An 18522-nucleotide genomic window follows, 5' to 3' on the forward strand; every position below is an offset into this window, starting at 1 on the left:
GCGATGCATTTGTTTGTTGCATTCCTGGCGGTGATTTCCATCACATCGACGGCGAATCCGGCACATGCCGATTTCAGCCCCGTCACCGACGAGCCCTTCGTCCCCCACGCCCAGCCGGCCGACGCGCAGGTGCCCCGGCCGGGCTGTGTCACCACCCTGACCGATCCCGCCGTCGCCACCGGGAGCACCCCGGCGGTCCAGGTCGTCTACGCCTGGAGCGAGGAGTTCGGCAACCGCTATGACCAGTTCGCCGACCGGATCGCCACGATCGTCGACCGCGTCGACTGGTCGCTGGACCAGTCGACCGACTACGACCAGCACGTCAAGCTGAGCTGCCGGTCGGGCCAGGCCGACTTCGCCCGGTCCCTGGTCGTCCCCGAGAAGATCGAGAACGCGGTGATCGGCGGCGACACCCCAGCCCACGTCATCGAGCAGGACCTGGTGGCGGCCGGTTACGACCCCGGCAACCGGACCTACATGGTCTTCGAGGACTTCCAAGGCGGGGCGGTCGCCCACTGCGACGTGCTCTGCGTGGCGGTGACCGACGAATGGGACAGCGCCGCCATGCTGCACGAGTTCATCCACCTGTTCGACGTCGACCACGCCAAGGTGACGGAGGCGGTCCTGCACGAGGACGCCGACGTCATGTCGACGCCCTGGCACACCTGGTCGGTGGACCAGGAGTTCAACAACTACTACGACCCGAGCGAGCTCACTGCGCTGTTCTACACGAGCAGCTATCCGCACCAGCGCAGGGCCAACCTGGCGACCTGGTCCATGCTCACCGCGCCGGTCTGCTGCGACGTCGGCTACAGCAACGACCTGCTGACCGCGCAGGAGCGCACCGTCGAGGCGGACGCCCCCTACGCCTACCCGACCGGGTTCGGCGTGTCCGGCGGGGGATGGATGCAGGTCACCCCGCCCGGACCGGAGAACGCGGTGTCGGCCCGCTACTACGACGGGCGGCGGTCGCTGACGATGAACGTCCAGTCGTGGGCTGACGGGGTGCTGTCGGTCACCCGTAGGCCGGCGGTGACGCCGGGGCGGCGGTACAAGTTCTTCGCCCGGCTGACGACGACGGGCTCGGGCTCGGTCAAGTTACGGCTGACCTGGTACAACGCGGCGGGCGTGGCGCTGTCGAGCAGTGACGGCGCGCTCAGCGCCCTGACCCCCGACTGGGCCGAGTACAACGTGTCGGCGGTCGCGCCGGCGGGGGCGGCGAGCGTGCAGGCCTCGGTGGTGAGCCCGGCGGGGCAGTCGTTCGCCTACGCGCTGGACGCCCTCCAGCTCAACAGGTGCGACAACGGCCGCACGCCCGACGGGTGCAGGCTCGACAGCGGCCTGGCCACTCCCTGACGCAGGGCGCACCACGAAGACGCCGTTCTCCGGCCGCATGCCACGCGGCCGGAGAATGCGCCGTTGATTTCCGTCGGGAATATATTCGCGCTTTTCGTCCGGGCCCTCGTGGAGTTCTTCTTCACCGGAACGTCATCCGGCTCTCGGGGTAGGGCGAACGCGGCCGTGCCGGGGCGAAATTCAACACCCCGCCGACCACCCGCGCCTTGACCCGCCCGAGTTGCCCGGTCGCCTGGGTGAGCGCGTCCCGGCGGGTCCGCCCGGCGCGGGCGACCAGCAGCACCCCGTCGCACACCGTCGCCAGCACCGACGCGTCGGTCACCGGCAGCAGCGGGGGCGCGTCCACGATCACCAGGTCGTGGTCGGCCGTCAGGTCGGACATCACCCGGAGCATCCCCGGCGAACCCGCCAGTTCGCTGGGGTTCGGCGGGATCCGGCCGCTCGGCAGGACGTCGACGTCCCGCCACCGCCGCAGCGCCTCGGGCAGCCGCGCCGAGCCGGCCAGCACGTCGGTCAGCCCCATCGCAGGCTCCAGGCCCAGGCACCGGGCGATCGAGGGCCGCCGCAGGTCGGCGTCGACCAGCGCGACCCGCCGGCCCGTCTGGGCGACGGCCAGCGCCAGGTTGATCGCCAGGGTCGACTTGCCCTCGCCGGTCCCGCTGCTCGTGACCAGCAGCGAGCGCGGGCGCCCGTCCACCCCCACGAACTGCAGGTTGGTGCGCAGGGCGCGGAACGCCTCGGTGACGGCCAGGGGCTGCCGCCGGTCGCGCCCGATGACGCCCAGCGTGGGCGCGCCGATCGCGGCGGCGAGGTCGTCGCTGTCGGCGACGGCCGTGTCCAGCCGGGAGCGCAGCATCAGCAGGCCGTAGGCGAACACCAGGCCCAGGAGGATCCCGGCCGCCACGTTGATCGGCGGCTTGGGCGACACGGGCGAGACGGGCACCGTCGCCGGATCGATCACCGCCACCTTGATCGCCGGCCGGTTCCCGAGGGTGTGGATCAGCCCGCTGAGCTCGTCGCCGATCCGGTTGGCGACGCGCGCGGCGCGGGCGGGGTCGGAGTCGGTCACGATCGCCCGCAGCAGCACCGTCCCGGGCACCGTCTCGGCCCGCACGTTGCCCGCCAGCGCCGCCGGGTCGAGACGCTCGGTCACGGCGATCTCCAGCAGCAGCCGCCTGCTGGTCACCAGCCCGGCGTAGGACTTCAGCCGCTGCTGCGACAGCGCGTCCCTCTGGTCGATCATCATCGAGGCCGTGGCGGCGTACTTGACCGGCATGTGCCCGGTCACCAGCAGCGCGCACCCCGCCCCGCCGACGGCGGCGAGCAGCAGGATCCACCAGCCCCGGCGCACCAGCCGGACCCCTTCCCTCATGCCGCCACCGCCACCCGGTAGACGTCGACCTGCTGGAACGCGAGCACCCCGGCGACCGCCGCGCCGCCCGCGCCGAACAGCGCGACGAGCGGCGGGACCACGCCCGAGGTCACCGCCACGCCCATGACGCCGCTCACCCCCGCGCTCGCCGAGAGAACGAAGACGATCACCGGCACGGGCAGCCCGACCCGGCGCAGCCGATGGGCCACGTGGTCGGTGCCGCCGCGGGTGAGCGGCCGGTGGTGGAGGGCGCGCGCCAGCAGCACCACCCCGGTGTCGACCGTCGCGGTGAACGTCGCCAGCAGCGCCCCGGCCGGCGCCCGCGCGGCCCCGTCGAAGACCAGCAGGGACACGCCGGCGACGGTGAAGCCGACGAACAGCGAGCCGCAGTCGCCCATGAACATCCGCGCCGGGCTCCAGTTGTGGACGAGGAACCCGGCGGCGGCCCCGGCCAGCGCGAACGGCACCAGCGCCACCCGCCCCGCCCCGGCGGCCAGCGCGGCGGCCCCGAGGGTCAGGCCGGTCACCACGGTCACCGTGCCGAGGGCGCCGTCCATGTTGTCGAGGAGGTTGAACGCGTTGGCCGCGAACACCAGCCAGGCCGCCGTCAGCGCCGTGTCGAGCCACAGGACGCCGGTCAGGTCGGCGCGCACCCCGTTGACCGCGACGAGGAGGGCGGCGGGGGTCTCCACGGCGAGCCGGGGCAGCCGTCCCAGCGGGCGGGCGTCGTCGATCAGGCCGACCAGGGCGAACACCAGCCCGCCGAAGATCAGGGCGCGGACCCGCGGGTCGTCGCTCACGCCGAGGGCCGTGCCGAGGATGATGGCCGGGCCGCCCAGGCAGGGGGTCGGGGACAGGTGCGCCTTGTGGCCGCCGGGGTGGTCGACCAGCCCGACCCGCAGGGCCAGGCGGCGCAGCGGCACGATGGCCAGCGCGCCCACGGCGGTCGCCGAGACGGCCGTGCTGAGCACGATCGCGGGGTTCACCGGACCCGGGCCTCGCTGATCGTGTCGAGCAGGATCTCGTCCAGGTCGCGGCGGGGCCGCCAGCCGGTCAGCGCCCGCAGCCGCGAGGCGTCGGCCACCCGGGCCGCCGGTTCCGCGGCGCCGCCGTGGAAGGTGATGCCCGACGGGCTCCCGGCCAGCTCGACGACGGCCTTGGCCAGCTCCAGCACGCTGACCTCCTCGTCGGTCCCGACGTCGAAGATGCCGCCGAGCGCGAACGGCTCGTCGAGCAGCAGCGTCAGCGCCTCCACCACGTCGCGGACATGGGTGAGACACCGCGTCCGCGACCCGTCGCCCGGCACGACCAGGTCCACCCCGGTCAGCGCCTGCCGGATCAGCCTCGGCACCAGGTGCTCGTCGCCCTGCCGCGGCCCGGCCACGTCGAACAGCCGCGCGACCACGACGAGCAGGTCCTTCTCGGTCCGGGACGTCGCCCCGGGCCGCCCCTCGCCGGAGGTGTGGTCGCCGGTGCCCACCAGGACCTTGCGCCCGTGCCGCCGGGCCGCGTCGAGCACCGCCCCGCCCCCCGCCAGATGGACGACCGCGTCACACCCGCCGACCAGCTCGTCGACCAGCGGCGCGTCCAGGACCGATCCCTGGAGGAAGGTCAGCGCCGGGTGCCCGCGCAGATGCCGCAGGTTGGCCGCCGGCCCGGTGGACAGATCGTCGAGGACGGTGACCGTGTCCCCCCGGGCGAGCAGGGCCCCGGTCAGGTGGGAGCCGACGAAACCGCTGCCCCCGGTGATCAGATGGTGCGCCACGGTGCTCCTCGCTGTCGGGTGGGCGAGAGAGACGGTAGGGACGCCGCGATCACGACTCGGAGGTGCCACGCGCGGGCTTGCGCCGCCTTTTGCGCAAATATTGGACACCCGAGCAGGTCGCTCCCGCCCACCCCGGCGACGGGTTGAATGGGGTCAAACCGGGTCACCGTGGCAAACGGGCCGCTAATCCTTCGCAAGCGGTTGACATTCCCGCTGGTGAACGCCTCTCCGCGGGCTCCGCCTCGGCGAGACTGCCCGCCGGGCAGACATACCGCAACGGGGCGAAACGGGGGGCCGGGCCATGGGTGAGCGCATCAGGGTCATGCGGGTGATCACAGAGCTGGACGCCGGGGGACCCGCGCTCCAGGCCGTCACGCTGCTCGACCACCTCGACCCCGGCCGGTTCGAGCAGCGCCTCTACACCGCCACGCCGCACGACCGGGCGCACCTCCTGCCCGAGGACGGCCCGCGCGCGCTGGCCCGGCTGGTCGGCGAGATGCGCCGGTTCCGGCCGGACATCGTGCACACCCACACCGCCAGGGCGGGCGCGCTGGGCCGGACGGCGGCGCGGATGACCGGGGTCCCGGCGCGCGTCCACACCTTCGACGTCCACCCCCGCAGGCCCGCGGTCGAGCGGCGGCTGGCCAGGTTCAGCGAGCGGCTCATCGCCGACGGCGCCCAGGTCCGCGACGACCTGCTCGCCGCCGGGGTGGGCACCCCCGGTCAGTACGTCGTGGTCAGACCCGGCGTGCGGACGGGAGCCCGGCCGAGCCGCGAGGTGGCGCGGGCCCGGCTGGGGCTGCCGGCCGACGTGCCCGTGGTGGCCTACGTCGGGCGGATCACCAAGCAGCGGCGGCCCGACCGGTTCCTGGACACGATCGCGCTCGTGCTGCGCGGGCTGCCGATGACGAAGGTCGTCGTGGTCGGCGGCGGCGAGCTGGCCACCGACACCCGGGCCAAGGCGGGCCGGTTCGGCGACGCCATCGGGTTCTTCGGCCGCCGCGCCGACCTGGACGTCGTCCACGCCGCGACCGACGTCATGCTGCTGACCAGCGACTACGAGGGCATCCCGCTGGAGCTGGTCAGGGCCGCCGCCGCCGGGGTGCCCGCCGTCGCCACGCGGGTGGGCGGGGTGCCCGAGGTCGTCGACGACCGGGTGACCGGGCTGCTCACCGAGCCCGACCCGGGGCTGCTGGCCGCCTCGGTCGTCCGGATCCTGCGCGACCCCGGCTACGCGGGGCGTCTCGGGGAGGCCGCCGCCGAGAAGGCCAGGCTCTATTTCGGGCTGCCCCGGTTCGTCGACCAGATGTCGGGCGTCTACGAACGACTGGTCACCTGAAGCGGCGGCCGATGTGGGTGGAGATGCGGGCGGTCAGGTTCTGCGGCAGCAGCCGCCCGACGCCGACGATCACCTTGTAGCGCGGGTCGGGCACGCTGACGACCTTGCCGAGGGCCAGGTCGCGCATCGCGGTCCGCACCACGGGGTCGGCCTCCAGCCAGAGGTACTTCGGGATGCTGGTGGTGTCCATGCCGGCCCGCTGGTGGAACTCGGTGTGCACGAAGCCGGGGCAGAGCGCCATCACCCGCACCCCGTCGGCGTTGGTCTCGGCGGCGACCGCGCCGCTGAAGTTGACCACCCAGGCCTTGGACGCGCCGTAGGTGCCCCGGGTGAAGAACGCCGCCACCGACGCCACGTTGATCACCCCGCCGCGGCCCTTGGCCCGCATGTGGGGGAGGGCGGCGTAGGTGAGCCGCAGCACCGCCTCGCAGTGGACCTTCATCATGGTGAGCTCGTCTTCGACCGGCGCGCTGAGGAACATCGCCCGGTTGCCGAACCCGGCGTTGTTGACCAGCAGGTCGACGCCCTCGCGCAGCCGCTCCTCGACGACCTTCAGGCCGTCGTCGGTCGACAGGTCGGCGGGCAGCACCTCGGCGTCGACGCCGTAGCGGCGGGCGACCAGCGCGGCCTGCTCGGCCAGCCGGTCGCGGTCGCGGGCGACCAGCACGAGAGAGAAGCCGTCGGCGGCCAGGCGGCGGGCGAACGCCGCGCCGATCCCGGCGGTCGCGCCGGTGACGAGTGCGGTGGGCATGGCCCGCAGCCTAGCCCCCCGACCGGACGCGTCTCGCGTGGCGCGAGAGATCACCGCCGCACCAGTCGTCCCGTACGCCACGGTTCACGCTTTTCGATACGTCCGAATTAGCGTGCAGAACCCGGGATAAGCCGGTGCCGATATTGGCCGGGGATTCGGCTCCCCACCGCCTCTCCGAGCCTGACGTGCGCCGATTCGTCGCTTTGCCGCAGGTCACATATCCTTCGCCGAGTTCACGTATCACCGATAGATCTGAGGGAAGTGCGACTTACGCCCGTCTTATCCTTTGCGGCCTACGCTGCCGCCGCACGTTGGGTGTTCTGGCAAGCGGTCGCCGCCGCCCTATGATCACGTCACAACTGCGGCTAAGATCCGGGCAAGATTTGGTCAAGTTTTCCAAGATGTAACAACCGTCCCGGTAGCGGGATACTTGGAAAACGGGCACTACTACCTCGTAGACCCGCAAAGCGGAGGTATGGCCCTGTGAAGACATGGCGGGCGGGGTCCGGCACGGCGGCGACCTTCGCGGTCGCTGCGCTGATGGCCGGTCTGTCCGGGTGCGGCGGCTCGGATTACACATTCGTGCGTGACTCGGGCGGCGGCACCTACTTCAAAGTCCCCGCGGCCTGGCATCAGGTCGATCAGAAATCCATCGACGCCGCGTTCCTCGGCGATCCGTCCTCGGCGACCAGCCAGGTGATGAAGGAGCGAATCTGGACCGTCGCCTACGACGGTCACGCACAGCCCTCCATCGACCACTTCTTCACCGGTGGGCCGGGAGGGCCGAACGAACCCTTCGCGTTCGCGATCGTGCAGACCCTCACCGAGGGACAGAAGCAGGACGTGTCGCTGAACGCCCTGCGCACCCTCCTGAACTTCCCCGTCACGATGACCCCGGCGGAGCTGGCTCAGAAGGAACAGGAAAAGGACTACCCGTACAAGAACTTCGAACTCACCGCCGACGACGTGCTCGAAGGCGACAACGGCGCGAAAGGCGTGCGCCTGCAGTTCAGCCTCCGTTACATGGGGGGCCCGCTGCAGACGTTCCAGCAGACGAGCTGGGTGTCGGCCGACGGCGGCAAGTTGTCGACGTTCCTGATCCGCTGCTCGGCGACGTGTTTCCAGCAGCGCCAGGCCGAGTTCGACTCGATCGCGAAGTCGTTCAAGGTGAAGAACAACCTCGGGTAAGGAGCCCACATGAAAACGGCCCCCCCGCCGCAATACGAGGGACTCCGGCCACCCGGATCAGGTCCCGACGACAGGGACCCGCGCACCCGCAAGAAGATGGCCTTCTGGGACCGCGCGAAGATCATCATCGTGCTGTCGGCGATCTTCCTGCTGCTCGCCATGAAGACGATGGGCGAGTTCGAAGGCGTCATGAACTTCTGGGACGCGCTCGCCTACCAGGCGGAGGCCACGCCCTGGCTGCTCTGGCTGATCGGGCTCGACTTCGTCCGGCAGATCCACTTCCTGATCAGTGAGCGCTCGGCCGGCTACCACCAGTTCTGGACCAAGAAGGTCTTCGGCGGCTTCAACAACTGGAACCAGCGGACCTTCTCCGACTGGAACCGGTTCCGGATCACCCGCGCGATCAAGTGGATCTTCTGGATCACGCTGCTGGCCTTCGTCCTGGCCCAGCTCCTGCCGGGGGACATGTCGCCGATCATGGCGCTGTTCCAGTTCCCGGCGCTGGTCTGGTCGTGGCTGCCGATGATCATCCAGTACAGCATGATCCTGGTGTTCGTCGTCCTCCAGTTCGTGGCGATCTTCTGGTTCCTGTCCAAGGGCGGCGTCGAGACCTACTTCCCCGACGACATCAAGACGCGCTTCAGCGACGTCTGGGGCCAGGACCACGTCGTCGAGCGGGTCAAGGAGAACATCGTCTTCCTGGAGCGGCCCGACGAGATCGAGCAGCGCGGCGGATACGTACCCAGCGGTCTCCTCCTGTGGGGTCCGCCCGGCACCGGCAAGACCCTGATGGCCGAGGCCGTCGCGGGCGAGACCGGCAGGCCTTACGTCTTCGTCGACCCGGGCGCGTTCACGAACATGTTCATGGGCGTCGGCATCCTCAAGGTCAAGTCGCTGTTCCGCAAGCTGCGCAAGCTGGCCCTGCGCTACGGCGGCGTCATCGTCTTCTTCGACGAGGCCGACTCGCTCGGCCGCCGCGGCTCGCTGGCCCAGCAGGGCCCGCAGACCGGCCAGGGCTTCAGCCCCGCCTTCGGCGACGCCTGCCACGGCATGTCCTACCTGTCCGAGGGCGCCCAGCAGACGCTGTTCCAGAAGTCGTTCGCCGCCACCACCGAGGCGGCCCCCGACACGGGCCGCCGCAGCCGGTTCATGATGGGCGGCAACATGATGGGCGGCGGCGGTGGCGACATGGGCACCCTGCAGGCCCTGCTCACCGAGCTGTCCGGCCTGAAGAAGCCGCGCGGCATCATCAACCGCCACGTGCGCCGGATCCTCGGCATGCGGCCCAAGCCGCCGCCCAAGTACCGGATCCTCGTCATGATGGCGACGAACATGCCCAACGCGCTCGACGAGGCGCTCCTGCGGCCCGGCCGCATCGACCGGATCTACAAGGTGGGCTATCCGTCCAAGCCCGGCCGTATCCGCACCTACGAGGGCTACTTCAACAAGGTGCGGCACGAACTGACCGCCGAGCAGATCGACAAGCTCGCCACGATCACCCCCTACGCCACCGGCGCGACGATCAAGGACCTGGTCAACGAGTCCCTGATCACCGCGATCCGCGACGGCCGCGAGGTGATCACCTGGGCCGACGTGACCAGGGCCAAGCGGCTCAAGCAGCTCGGCCCGCCCGACGACGTCGAGTACATCGAGCGCGAGCGCCACGCGGTGGCCGTCCACGAGGCCTGCCACGCCGTCGTGGCCTACCGGACCCGCCAGCACCTCGAGATCGACATCGCGACGATCGAGAAGGGCGCCGACTACCTGGGCATGGTCTCCAGCATCAAGCCGGAGGACCAGTTCACCCGGTGGAGGTCGGAGCACGAGGCCGACATCATGGTGTCGGTCGCCTCGCTGGCCGGTGAGCGCATGTTCTTCGGCGACGACAACTCCTCGGGCGTCTCGGGCGACCTGATGAACGCGACCTACGTCGCGGGTCTGATGGAGACCCATTGGGGCATGGGCGTCGGCATCTCCGCGCTGCCCGCGCTCCAGGAGCTCGGCCTCGGCATGGGCACCCCCGACCAGAGCCGGCGGCGGCCCCCCGGGACCATCGGGTTCCTCGCGCCCAACCTCAAGGACCGGCAGAGCGACATCGGGCCCGAGAGCGCGCCGACCCGCATCGAGTTCACCCTGGCGCGGCTGCTGGAGAAGACCGAGGAGCTGCTCCGCGAGAACCGCGCGCAGGTCCTGGCCGTCGCCCACGCGCTGGAGACCCACAAGACCCTCAACGGCGAAGACGTCATGGCCGTCATCGAGCGGACCCACGGCCCGCTCATCGACGGCACCGTCTACGACGACGAGGACTTCCAGCGGGAACTGGAGGAGTACCACGAGGCGGCCGTCACGGCGCACCGCGAGCACGCCAAGGTCACCGTCACGATGCCGCAGCCGCGCGTGCGCCAGCTCGCGCTCCAGCCGGCCTCGGTGATCGTGGGCAACGGCGCCGCGCCCGCCTTCGCCCCGGCCGGGACCATCTCCGGCGCGGTCGTCCCCGTCAACGGCAACGGCGCGGTCGACTTCGTCCCGTGGGCCACCTCCAACGGCAACGGCGCCCCGCCGCCGCCCGAGACGGCGGCGGCCAAGCCCGCCAGCTCGCGGTCGCGCGGGCTGCTGTGGGGCCTGTTCGGCGCCGCGCTCGCGCTGGCCGCGCTGGTGCTGGTGGTGATCGCCGTCTCCGGCGGCGCCACGAGCGCCACGGCAGAACTGGTGCCGGGCCTGCCGGCCAACACGGTCATCGTGTTCTTCCTGGGCCTGCTCGGGGTCGTCGCCATCGCGGCGATCATCGTGGGGGTCGTCCGTGCGCAGCAGGCCAACCGGCGGCGCGCCGAGGAGGCACGCGACCGGGCCAACGAACGGGCCCAGCTCCTCGCCGCCGCGATGGACCCCGAAGTGGCCATGAGGCTGCTCGGATACGACGGCCGGGAGAAGTAGAAAACACAGATTAGAACGAAGGAACCGCAGTCCTGAGTCCACCGGACGACGGACTTGCCGGAAGATCGCGAGTCGGCCTTGCCTCGGCGGCAGGGCCGATTCACGTTAATCCTCATGAAGCAGCGCCTGACAGTTGTTCTCTCACTGATCGTCCTGGTCCTCACCACAGGGCTGACGAGCGCCGGAGCCGGGGCCGAACCCCCGCCCAACCGCCAGTACACCGTCGACGGGGTGAGCACCCAGGAGCAGCGCACCGCCGTCGCGCGCACCGGCGCCGCCATCGACGAGGTGGCCGCCGACCGCATCGTGGTCACCGCCACGAGCCAGGAGGTCGCGGCGATCCGGGCCCTCGGCCACACGGTCCAGGCCGCGCCCAACCGGCTCACCCCGGTCGTGCCGCAGCCCCTGGACTTCCCGCCCGCCGACAGCGCCTACCACAACGTCGCCGAGCTCAACGCGGTCGTGAACACCGTCCTCGCCGACCATCCCACCCTGGCCAGGAAGGTCTCGATCGGCACGTCGTACCAGGGCCGGGAGATCTACGCCGTCAAGATCAGCGACAACGTCGCCACCGACGAGGCCGAGCCCGAGGTGCTCTTCACCCACGGCCAGCACGCCCGCGAGCACCTGACCGTCGAGATGGCCGTCTACCTGCTGAACCTGCTCACCGACTCCTACGGGAGCGACACGCGCATCACGAACATCGTGAACTCGCGCGAGATCTGGATCGTCCCGAACGTCAACCCCGACGGCAGCGAGTACGACATCGCCACCGGCTCCTACCGGAGCTGGCGCAAGAACCGCCAGCCCAACACCGGGTCGAGCGCGGTCGGCACCGACCTCAACCGCAACTGGGCCTACAACTGGGGCTGCTGCGGCGGCTCCTCCGGCACGACCTCCTCCGACACCTACCGGGGCCCGTCGGCCGAGTCGGCGCCCGAGGTGCGGGCCATCGCCGACTTCGTGCGAGGCCGCGTCGTCAGCGGGACGCAGCAGATCAAGGCGCACATCGACTGGCACTCCTACGGCGAGCTGATCCTGTGGCCCTACGGCTACACGACCGCCAACACCGCCGCCGGCCTGACCCAGGACGACCGCGACGCCCACGCCGTGCTCGGCCAGCAGATGGCCGCCACCAACAACTACACGCCCGAGCAGGCCAGCGACCTCTACATCACCGACGGGTCGATCGACGACTGGATGTGGGGCGCGTACAAGATCTTCTCCTACACGTTCGAGATGTACCCCGTGGCGTCCAACCCCGGCTTCTACCCGCCCGACGAGGCGATCGTGCCGCAGACCACCCGCAACCGCGAGGCCACGCTGCTGTTCCTGGAGAGCGCCGACTGCGTCTACAAGGTCATCGGCAAGCAGTCGCAGTACTGCGGCGGCGGCCCGCCGGCCACCACCGTCTACAGCGACGACTTCGAGACCGCCACCGGCTGGACGGCCAACCCGCTCGGCACCGACACCGCCACCCTCGGCCAGTTCACCCGCGCCAACCCCGACGCCACCACCTCCAGCGGCGCCAAGCAGCTCGGCACCACCGTCAGCGGCTCGTTCGACCTGGTCACCGGCCCCCTCGCGGGCGCCTCGGCGGGCGACTACGACCTCGACGGCGGCGTCACCTCGATCCGCTCCCCGCAGATCACCCTGCCCAGCACCGGCACCCTGACCTTGTCGTTCTCCTGGTACCTGGCCCACGGCAGCAACTCCTCCACCACCGACTACCTCCGTGTCTCGGTCAACGGAACCCAGGTCTTCCAGCAGCTCGGCGCGGCCAGCAACCGCAACGGCGCCTGGGCCGCGGCCTCGGTCAACCTGGCCGCCTTCGCCGGCCAGACCGTCCAGATCACGGTCTCCGCAGCCGACACCGGCACCGCCTCACTGGTCGAGGCCGCCGTTGATGATGTGAAGATCACCCAGCAGTAGTGACTCCTCCGATGCCTGAAAGCGCCGGTTTCCCGCAAAGCCGTCACGGCTCGGCGGAGGGTGACGTCGGCATGTGCGGTGTGACCGCACGCCGTACATCGGAACTCGGCTTGGCTGACACGGTTGTCCGCAGCGCGGTGCCCGCATCGGGCGCACGTACGGGACGTGCCGGCCGGGTTCACCGCGATCAGCTCTCGACCGGCGCTTTCAGCCTTGTAGGACAGGATCGTCAGGAACACCCCCCAGCCCGCGTCGAGAATGCTCCTGTTCAGTCCGGACTTGGCGGCCGCGCCGTTGGGAAGGAACCCGTCCGCGTCCGGTTCGGGCCTGGCACGGCGGGTCATGTTCGCGATCTGGAGTGCTTCGTGCACGATCACGTCGTCGTCTCGCACCAGCGTGTTCGCGGCCTTGTGCGCGTGGTCGAGTCGTTGACGGCCGACCTTCGCGTGCAGAGCCGCGATGCGCGCCACGGCCCGGCGGCGGCGCCGGGATCCCCGTTCCTTGCGGGCGAGCCCCCTCTGGGCCGCCGCGAGCCGATCGGCGCTCGCCGCGAGGTGGCGCGGGTTGGCGACATGATCGCCGTCGCTGGTCGTCAGCAGCCTGGCGACTCCCAGGTCGACGCCGACCACGGTCCCGGTCGTGGGCAACCGCGTGGCGGGGACGTCATCCCAGGACAGGACGACGAACCAGCGGTGGCCCCCCCGTTTGACACTGATCGTCTTCACCGTTCCGACCACGGGCCGGTGGCGATGCACGCGGATGTGGCCGACGCCCTGCAACCGCACATAGGCCGAGTCCGGATGTTCGGGCTGCGAGTACGCCCGGCACCGCCCACGCGCTCGATGATTCCGCGCGATCAGTACAGCACTACTCACCTGCCGTCACTTGGCGATCGGCGGCAACGGAGCCGTTCAAAAAGGTGACGGCCGTCTCGGGACAACATCATGGACTAGCTACCCTTACCGGTGTAAACGTGGCATGTGTGATTAACGACCGGTCGCGGGGCCCCGAACGGGAGCTCGCCGTCCTGCTCCGCACCGGGCCGTTCGAACGTGCGCTCCGGGCCGCCATCGCGGCCCGGGGTCTTTCCCTGGAGCGGCTGCACGCGCGGCTCGCCGAGCGGGGGGCCCATGTCAGCCTGGCCAGTCTGAGCAACTGGCAGCGTGGGCGGTCCCGGCCGGAGCGGTCGCGGTCGCTGGCGGCGGTGCGGGAGCTGGAGTCGATCCTCGGGCTGCCGGCCGACTCGCTCGTCACGCTGCTGGGGCCGCGGCGGCCCCGGGGGCGGTGGCTGGCGCACGATCCGGGGGCGATCCGGCAGCAGCTGCGCGACCTGGTCGACGCGCTGGACGACGACGAACTGCCGACTGTACTAGCAGTCGTCCGCGCCCTCAGGGCGTCAGACCGGAAATGATATACCGCCGGTTTTGACCGGAAATTTCCTGGAAGCTCGGGACAGGCGGGTGATTCCGCCCCATCTGACCTGGCGTTTCGTCATGCCCTCATTCGGGCGTTTCGTCTGCGTGCGCCACCCAGGAAAGGACCCCCGATGCACCGAATCCCCCGAGTCGCGGCGCTGCTCGCTGCCACCGCGCTCGCGGGCGCGTCGCTGGCCGTGCCTGCTCAGGCCCGCCCGGCCACCGTCATGGGGACGGCCAACCCCGACGCGATCCCCGGCAGTTACATCGTCGTGCTGAAGCAGACGACGGACGTCCGCGCGCAGTCCCGCGACCTCGCCGCCGAGAACGGCGGGGAGGTGACGAACGTCTACAACCGGGCCATCAAGGGCTTCTCCGTCGAGGCCACCGCCAAGGAGGCGCGCGCCTACGCCGCCGACCCCGACGTCGCCTACGTCGAGCAGGACGCCGTCGTGACGATCGACGCCGAGCAGGCCAACCCGCCGTCGTGGGGCCTGGACCGCATCGACCAGCGCGCCCTCCCGCTGAACTCCCGCTACACCTACAGCGGGACGGGGGCGGGGGTGACGGCGTACATCATCGACACCGGCATCCTCACCACCCACCAGGACTTCGGCGGGCGGGCGTCGTCCGGCCGGGACTTCGTGCAGAACGACGACGACGCGGCCGACTGCAACGGCCACGGCACCCACGTCGCCGGGACCGTCGGCGGCACCGCCTACGGCGTGGCGAAGGGCGTGAAGCTGGTCGGCGTGCGGGTGCTCGACTGCGCCGGGCGGGGCAGCAACTCAGGCGTCATCGCCGGCATCGACTGGGTGACCGCCAACGCGGCCAAGCCGGCCGTCGCGAACATGTCGCTCGGCGGCTCGGCCTCGACCGCCGTCGACACCGCTGTGAAGAACTCCATCAAGTCGGGCGTGACCTACGGCCTGGCGGCCGGCAACGAGAGCCGCGACGCCTGCTCGTCGTCGCCCTCGCGGGTGCCCGAGGGCATCACCGTCGGCGCGACCGCCAAGAACGACGCGCGGGCGTCGTACTCCAACTACGGCGACTGCCTCGACATCTTCGCGCCGGGCACCGACATCACCTCGGCCTGGTACAACTCCCCGACCGCCAAGAGCACCATCAGCGGCACCTCGATGGCGACCCCGCACGTCGTGGGGGCGGCCGCCCTGGTTCTCGCCGGTACGCCCGCCGCGACCCCCGCCCAGATCAGGGACACCCTGGTCCGCGAAGGCGTGACCGGCGCCGTGACGAACCCGGGCAGCGGTTCGCCCAACGTGCTGCTGAACACGGGGACCGGGACCGCGTCCCCGTCGCCCTCACCGTCGGCCACCCCGTCGGCCACCCCGTCGGCCACCCCGACCGTCAGCCCGAGCCCGAGCCCGAGCACGGTCCCGAGCCCTTCGGTCACGCCCCGTCCCTCGGCGTCCCCGACGGTCACCCCGACCGCCCCGGCGAGGAAGTGCGTGACCGCCACGAACAACGCCCACGTCTCCGCCGGGCGGGCCTACGTGGAGTTCTTCTTCCTCGTGTACGCCAAGGGCTCCAACGACTACCTCGGCGTCACCGGCAGCACGCAGCGCAGTCTCCAGGAGACCCGCTCCGGTTACTGGGACCTGGTCTCCCGCTGCGCGTGACCCCCTGATCGGAAAGGTCCGGCTCCGGCGTGGGGGCCGGACCTTTTCACGTCGTCACGGTGAGCGGCGGGAGCGGGGGCCGGCGCGCGGAGACGGCGCGGGGCGGGGACGGCGGTCGGGGCCGGTGTAGGCGGAGCCGTAACGGAAGAAAGCCTTTCAAATCCTGAATTCCAGGTCCGGGACGATCTCCGCCACATCCATCTGCGCCTTCTGGAGCCGCCCGGAGAAGTCCCAGTTCATCGCCTGCCAGCGGGTGAACTGGTCGAGCACCCACATGCCCGACTGGCGGCTGCCGTTGCCCGACTTGCCGTTGCCGCCGAACGGCAGGTGCGCCTCGGCGCCCGACGTGGAGTTGTTGACGCTGACCATCCCGGCCGACACCCCGGCGCGGAAGCGGAACGCGGCCTGCGGGTTCCGCGTGTAGATCGACGACGACAGCCCGTAGCCGGGCAGGTTGGCCAGGTCGATCGCCTCGTCGAGGGTTGAGAACGTCGTCACGCCCACGATCGGGCCGAACGTCTCCTCCAGGAACAGCCGGTCGGTGGGCTTCACGCCGTCGACAATCACCGGGTGGTAGTAGAGCCCCTCGTTCGGGTCGTCGCCGACGAAGTGGCCACACGGGTTCGACTCGGTAATCCGGCCGATCGGGCCGACGACCGTGTGGTGGTCGCCGATCCAGGTCAGGAACTCCTCGTAGCGGTCGGCGAACTTCCGGTCGAGCAGCGGACCCATCAGCACCTTCCGGGACGGGTCGCCGACATGGGCCGACTGCGCGGCGGCGGTGAACCGGGCCACGAAGTCGGTGTGGATGGACTCGTGGACGAGCACCGTGCCGAGCGAGGTGCAGCGCTGACCGGCGGTGCCGAACCCGGAGAACAGGGCGCCCTCGACGGCCAGCGTCAGGTCGGCGTCGGGCATGACCACCATCGGGTTCTTGCCGCCGAGCTCCAGGCACGCCGACTGGAGGTGCCGCCCGCACAGCTCGCCGATCCGCCGCCCGACCTCCGACGAGCCGGTGAACCCGACCTTGTGGACGACGCCCTCTTCGAGGGCCGCCTCCAGCCCCGCGTAGGTCTGCTCGCCGTCGGCGAAGACGATGTTGAACACGCCGTCGGGCAGCCCGGCGGCGGAGAAGATCCGGTGCAGCGCGGCGGCGGTCGCGGCGGCGTACTCGGCCGGTTTCCACACCACCGCGTTCCCGCACAGCAGCGCCGGCACCAGATACCACGACGGCACCGCCACCGGGAAGTTCCCCGCCGTGATCACCGCCGCGACCCCGACCGGGGTGCGGAAGGTGAACAGGTTCTTGTCGGGCATTTCCGACGGGACGGTCTGCCCGTAGAGCCGCCGCCCCTCGCCGAGGAAGAAGTCACACGTGTCGACGATCTCCCGCACCTCGCCGAGCGCCTCGGCGTAGGGCTTGCCGATCTCCTCGGTGACCAGCCGCGCCAGCGACTCGGCGTTGGCCTCCACGAGCCGCCCGATCGAGGCGATCACCCGGCCGCGCACCGGCGCCGGCACCTTCGCCCATTCTTTCTGCGCCCCCGCCGCGCTCCGGCACGCCGCCGCGAACGTCGCCGCGTCGGCCAGCGCCACCTCGGCGACGACCTGCGTGAGCCGGGCGGGGTTCATGGACACATAGGGCGTTCCGAACGCCTCGTCCTTACCCCCGATGACGGAAACGATCTGCCGGGCCATCGTGCGACCTCCTCGTCGTGCGCGTGCTGTTCACCCTATTCCGGGCGGCAGGATGGGCGTGTGTACGTCATCCCCGAGGTCGTCCCCGCCGGCGCCATGCGCGATCGGGCCCAGCCGGTGCTGCGGACCGGAGACCTGCTGCTGCGCCCCTTCCGCGAGTCGGGCGACGAGTCCGTCGTCGTGGCCGCCTTCGCCGACCCCGACATCCGCCTGTGGAACCTGGAGCACGAGGCCGACCACGCCAGGGCCGCCACGGTGATCGCCCGCTGGCGGGCCCGGTGGACGCTGGAGACCGGCGCGTCGTGGGTCGTCGAGAGGCAGGGCGTGGTCGCGGGCCGCGTCGCCCTCCGCTCCCTCAGCCTGGAACTCGGCCTGGCCGAGGCCGCCTACTGGACGCTGCCCGAGGGCCGCGGCAAGGGCGTCACGACGGCGGCGGTCGCGGAGATGACCCGCTGGGCCCTCGACGACCTGGGGCTCCACCGCATCGAACTCCGCCACAGCGTCGGCAACCCCGCGTCGTGCCGCGTCGCCGAACGCACCGGCTACCGCCAGGAGGGCCTCCTCCACAGCGCGACCCTGCACGCGGACGGCTGGCACGACATGCACCTCCACGCGAAGGTCGCCCACCGCCCGGTCCCTACTCGGCCAGTTTGAAGTCAGCGAACTCGAACCCGGGCGAGACGACGCAGCTGACCAGCACGCCCTCCTCGCCCGCCGGCCTGGCCGCCTGCCAGACACCCGGCGGGATCAGCACCTGCGGCCGCTGCCCGTTCCGGACGTCCGGTCCCAGCACGACGCTGTCCCCGGCCTCCGGCTGGTCACCGCCGCCGCCGAACGTGAGGACCAGCGGCCCGCCCCGGTGCCAGAACCAGAGCTCGGCGGAGGCGACGACGTGCCAGGCCGACTCCTCGCCCGGTTCGAGCAGGAAGTAGATGGCGGTGGCGCTGTGCCGGGGACCTTCGTAGCCCTCCGGCGAGAACATCACCGGCGACCGCCACGTCTCCGCGAACCAGCCCCCTTCGGGATGCGGCTCCAGCCCGAGCTCCTCGGCCAGCGGCGGCTTCTGCATCACGGCTCCTCTTTCCCGGGAATGCGGGGTGCCCGGTCCGAGGGTAGCGATCTTCCTGCCGAA

At 71.0% G+C, this 18522-nt stretch carries 14 protein-coding genes and 1 pseudogene; 8 read left to right on the forward strand and 7 right to left on the reverse strand.

Features of this window, described 5'->3' with window-relative positions:
• Positions 1-30 precede the first annotated feature (30 nt).
• A complete protein-coding gene (locus AW270_RS07870; RefSeq protein WP_061292270.1) occupies positions 31-1356 on the forward strand; it encodes a hypothetical protein in 1326 nt (441 codons plus the stop codon).
• Positions 1357-1477: 121 nt separating this feature from the next.
• Here the strand turns inward: AW270_RS07870 and AW270_RS07875 are convergent, their stop codons facing one another.
• The 3 genes from AW270_RS07875 to AW270_RS07885 are packed head-to-tail and all read right to left on the reverse strand — an operon-like array spanning position 1478 to position 4493.
• The gene (locus AW270_RS07875; RefSeq protein ID WP_082801382.1) at positions 1478-2728 is read right to left on the reverse strand and encodes a tyrosine-protein kinase domain-containing protein; all 1251 of its coding nucleotides are present in this window, start codon (positions 2726-2728) and stop codon (positions 1478-1480) included.
• Positions 2725-3714 carry a glycosyltransferase family 4 protein gene (locus AW270_RS07880; RefSeq protein ID WP_061292274.1) on the reverse strand — a complete coding sequence of 330 codons (990 nt, stop codon included), beginning with the start codon at positions 3712-3714 and terminating at the stop codon, positions 2725-2727. Before AW270_RS07880 ends, AW270_RS07875 begins: the two co-directional genes overlap by 4 nt.
• Complete coding sequence (locus AW270_RS07885; protein ID WP_063819127.1) at positions 3711-4493, reverse strand: NAD-dependent epimerase/dehydratase family protein; 783 nt, start codon at positions 4491-4493, stop codon at positions 3711-3713. Before AW270_RS07885 ends, AW270_RS07880 begins: the two co-directional genes overlap by 4 nt.
• Before the next feature lie 301 nt (positions 4494-4794).
• On the opposite strand from AW270_RS07885, the gene AW270_RS07890 reads away from it, so the two are divergent.
• Positions 4795-5832 carry a glycosyltransferase gene (locus AW270_RS07890; protein WP_061292278.1) on the forward strand — a complete coding sequence of 346 codons (1038 nt, stop codon included), beginning with the start codon at positions 4795-4797 and terminating at the stop codon, positions 5830-5832.
• On the opposite strand, the gene AW270_RS07895 is transcribed toward AW270_RS07890, so the two are convergent.
• Complete coding sequence (locus tag AW270_RS07895; RefSeq protein WP_061292279.1) at positions 5825-6583, reverse strand: SDR family NAD(P)-dependent oxidoreductase; 759 nt, start codon at positions 6581-6583, stop codon at positions 5825-5827. The two genes, AW270_RS07890 and AW270_RS07895, sit on opposite strands and share 8 nt — an antisense overlap.
• A gap of 540 nt (positions 6584-7123) precedes the next feature.
• On the opposite strand from AW270_RS07895, the gene AW270_RS07900 reads away from it, so the two are divergent.
• The 3 genes from AW270_RS07900 to AW270_RS07910 all read left to right on the forward strand — a co-directional run bounded on the left by AW270_RS07900 (position 7124) and on the right by AW270_RS07910 (position 12637).
• Positions 7124-7771 carry a hypothetical protein gene (locus AW270_RS07900; protein WP_157521754.1) on the forward strand — a complete coding sequence of 216 codons (648 nt, stop codon included), beginning with the start codon at positions 7124-7126 and terminating at the stop codon, positions 7769-7771.
• A 9-nt stretch (positions 7772-7780) separates the two neighbouring features.
• On the forward strand, positions 7781-10705 hold the full coding sequence (locus tag AW270_RS07905; protein WP_061292283.1) for an AAA family ATPase: 2925 nt from the start codon (positions 7781-7783) through the stop codon (positions 10703-10705).
• 114 nt (positions 10706-10819) lie between these two features.
• On the forward strand, positions 10820-12637 hold the full coding sequence (locus tag AW270_RS07910; RefSeq protein ID WP_061292286.1) for a M14 family metallopeptidase: 1818 nt from the start codon (positions 10820-10822) through the stop codon (positions 12635-12637).
• Between the two features lie 74 nt (positions 12638-12711).
• Here the strand turns inward: AW270_RS07910 and AW270_RS37575 are convergent.
• Positions 12712-13512, reverse strand: a pseudogene (locus AW270_RS37575) (RNA-guided endonuclease InsQ/TnpB family protein); the annotation flags it as partial.
• Between the two features lie 98 nt (positions 13513-13610).
• Between AW270_RS37575 and AW270_RS07915 the strand changes: the two are divergent.
• The gene (locus AW270_RS07915) at positions 13611-14048 is read left to right on the forward strand and encodes a hypothetical protein (protein WP_218009118.1); all 438 of its coding nucleotides are present in this window, start codon (positions 13611-13613) and stop codon (positions 14046-14048) included.
• Between the two features lie 135 nt (positions 14049-14183).
• Positions 14184-15692, forward strand: a complete 1509-nt coding sequence (locus AW270_RS07920; RefSeq protein ID WP_061292288.1) for a S8 family peptidase — start codon at positions 14184-14186, stop codon at positions 15690-15692.
• 156 nt (positions 15693-15848) lie between these two features.
• Here AW270_RS07920 and AW270_RS07925 read toward each other — a convergent pair whose 3' ends face one another.
• Positions 15849-17390 (reverse strand): aldehyde dehydrogenase family protein, encoded by a 1542-nt coding sequence (locus tag AW270_RS07925; protein WP_061292290.1) that lies wholly within the window; start codon positions 17388-17390, stop codon positions 15849-15851.
• 60 nt (positions 17391-17450) lie between these two features.
• Between AW270_RS07925 and AW270_RS07930 the strand changes: the two genes are divergently transcribed.
• Positions 17451-18044: a GNAT family N-acetyltransferase gene (locus tag AW270_RS07930; RefSeq protein WP_218009119.1), complete on the forward strand. Its 594-nt coding sequence runs from the start codon at positions 17451-17453 to the stop codon at positions 18042-18044.
• On the opposite strand, the gene AW270_RS07935 is transcribed toward AW270_RS07930, so the two are convergent.
• Entirely contained in the window at positions 18028-18459 is a 432-nt protein-coding gene (locus AW270_RS07935) for a cupin domain-containing protein (protein WP_061292292.1), read from the reverse strand. The two genes, AW270_RS07930 and AW270_RS07935, sit on opposite strands and share 17 nt — an antisense overlap.
• Positions 18460-18522 lie beyond the last annotated feature (63 nt).

The sequence above is a fragment of the Herbidospora cretacea genome, from assembly GCF_001570605.1.
Classification (GTDB): Bacteria; Actinomycetota; Actinomycetes; order Streptosporangiales; family Streptosporangiaceae; genus Herbidospora; species Herbidospora cretacea.